2 protein-coding genes are annotated in these 2,539 nt (G+C 66.1%); one reads left to right on the top strand and one right to left on the bottom strand.

Translation table 11 applies throughout. The features are described from left to right. Positions 1-1,428: AMP-binding protein (locus GEV05_30985; protein ID MPZ47701.1), on the bottom strand; the 1,428-nt coding region annotated here is incomplete at its 3' end. Between GEV05_30985 and GEV05_30980 the strand changes: the two genes are divergently transcribed. After that, the coding region (locus tag GEV05_30980; GenBank protein MPZ47700.1) for an amidohydrolase family protein at positions 1,418-2,539 on the top strand (1,122 nt) is incomplete at its 3' end. The two genes, GEV05_30985 and GEV05_30980, sit on opposite strands and share 11 nt — an antisense overlap.

The raw sequence follows: 2,539 nt of genomic DNA, 5'->3' as shown, positions 1-2,539 counted from the left end.
CGCAATGGCAAACGCCGCCGCCTTTACCACCGCGGGATGTCTCAGTGCCAGGTTCTCGATGCGCGACGGATAGACGTTGTGGCCGCCGCGGATGATCAAGTCCTTCTTGCGCCCGACGATGGTGAGATTGCCGCGCTCGTCAAGGCGCCCGAGATCGCCGCTCATGAACCAGCCGAGCGCATTGAACGAGCTCTCGGTCGCAGCCTGATTGTCGAAGTAGCCGAGCATCAGCAGCGCCCCGCGCGTTCCGATCTCGCCGGTGGTACCGGCCGGCACCTCGATGTCCGGGTTCTCTGCATCGAAGATGCGCGTCTCGTAGCCCGGCGCGGCGCGCCCGCAGGTCGTGGTAATGGTGTCCACGTCGTCGTCCGGCAGCGTGTACTGGTGCGAACCGTTCTCGGTCATGCCGTAGATGTTCTGCGGCTTGATGTCGAGATCGAGAAACGCGCGCGCCGTCTCGGGCGGAATTACCGAGCCCGCCATGTAGAAGAGGTTCACTTTACCGAGCTTGGGCAGGCCACGCGCGCGCATGTCGGCGAGGATGTCGATCGCGTGCGTCGGCACGCCCATGACATACGTTGCCTCGGTCTCGACGATCCAGTCGAGCGGCTTCTTTCCGGGCGGCGGGTCGTTCACCACCAACTCGAAACCGGCGGCCAGGCTCTGCTCCACCGCGACCGTGGCGATGTGATGGCTCAACGGACTGTGGCTGTAGAGCACCGTGCGATGATCGTGGCTCCAGTCTTTCACCATGGCGCGTCCGTTGGCGAGGAGCGTATTGTCCGAGTGCAGCACGCCCTTCGGCATGCCGGTCGTGCCCGATGTGAAGGCGAGGTAGACGATCTTGTCGGGATTCAGGTCGGGCGCTGCGAGCAACGACAGGTCGGGCGCTTCATCTTCGGCCGGGAACGCGCTCGCACTTGCGGGCGGCGTGAATCCCGATCCGGCCGGCTGCAACGCATAGACGCACTTCATGCACGGCAACGCCGCGGCCTGCCGAAACACGTCGTGCCGATCCGCGTCCGCACCGTAGCCCGGCTGGGCGAACAGCACCGCGGCCTGGATGCGCTCCAGCAGCCGCACGATCTCGTCCACGGTGTAGTTCTGGTGCAGCGACGGATTGCACACGTAGCCGTTGCGCGAACAGGCGAGAAACACCACCACGGCTTCGACCCGGTTCGGCAGCCACACCGAGACCCGCTGTCCACGCTTCAATCCGACCGACTGCATTTGCGCCGAAGCCGCATCCACCCAACGCAGCAGCCCGGCCCAGGTGAGCCGCTGGCGCGAATCGCGCAGCGCGTAGGCCTCGGGCCGTTCTTGCGCGTGCCGCGCGAGCAGCGAATAGAGCGTGTCCTCGCGCCACCAGCCCTGCGCATAGTGATTACTGGCGATCTGCGGGTCGTGCAGCGTCAGGATGGTGCTCATGCCGGAACCGGGAGAGGGGCGTCCGGCGATTGTAAGCGCATCGGCTCGGGCGTTGAAGCACCCGGAAGCATGGCATCATGTCGGCTCGCACACCCGCGCGGCCGCCGCGCCGCAGTTTTTTTCGGCCCGCCGGCCCGTCACCGACATGGAGGCGTCAATGAGCTACGACCTGATCATCAGAAACGGCACGATCGTCGACGGCAGCGGCAGTCCGGGACGCCGCGGCGATGTCGCGGTGAGCCAGGGACGCATCGCAGCCGTCGGCACGGTTCGCGATTCGGCCAAGGCAGTCGTAGACGCCGATGGCCAGGTGGTCGCGCCAGGCTTCGTCGATCCGCACACGCACTACGACGCCCAGATCACCTGGGATCCGCTGCTGTCGAGCTCCGCCGAACACGGCATCACCACGGTCGTCATGGGCAACTGCGGCGTCGGCATCGCACCCTGCAAGCCGGCCGATCGCGAGCTGCTGGCCGACGACCTCGTGACCGTCGAGGGCATCGACAAGGACGTCCTGATGAGCGGGATCCAGTGGGAATGGGAGACCTTCCCGCAGTACATCGATGCGGCGGAGAAGCGCGGCTCGGCGCTCAATCGTGCGTTCCTCGCGCCGCTCGCCCCGTTTCGCACCTATGTCGTCGGCCGGGAAGCGAACGAACGCGCAGCTACGCCGGAAGAAACGCAGACGATCGCAGGCCTTCTGCACGAGGCGATGCAGGCGGGCGCGTTCGGCTTCACCACCACGTTCAACCGCCAGCACATCGGCCACGGCGGCAAGCCCCTGGCCGCACGCCTGGCAAGCCGCGAGGAGCTTGCCGCCTACGGCGGCGTGCTGAAGAAAGTAAACCGCGGGGTCATCGAGTTCGCGCTCACCAAGCGCTATGCCGAGCTCGCCGACGACGAGACGGAAACGCTCGAATTCATGCTCGAGGCAAGCGGGCGGCCGGTGACCTGGCTCTCGCTCAACAACCTGGTCGAGAAGCCCGGCGCGATCGAGGCAATCCTGGACCGGATCGAGCCGCTGATCCGGCGCGGCGCCATGCCGCAGATCCTCACCCGCCCGATCCTGTTCGACATGAACCTGCGCCGGCCTTTCATGTTCTCGGAGATG

Source organism: Betaproteobacteria bacterium (assembly GCA_009377585.1).
Taxonomy (GTDB): Bacteria; Pseudomonadota; Gammaproteobacteria; order Burkholderiales; family WYBJ01; genus WYBJ01.
Note: the sequence above shows the minus strand (reverse complement) of the source record. Positions and strands in the feature narration are given on the sequence as shown.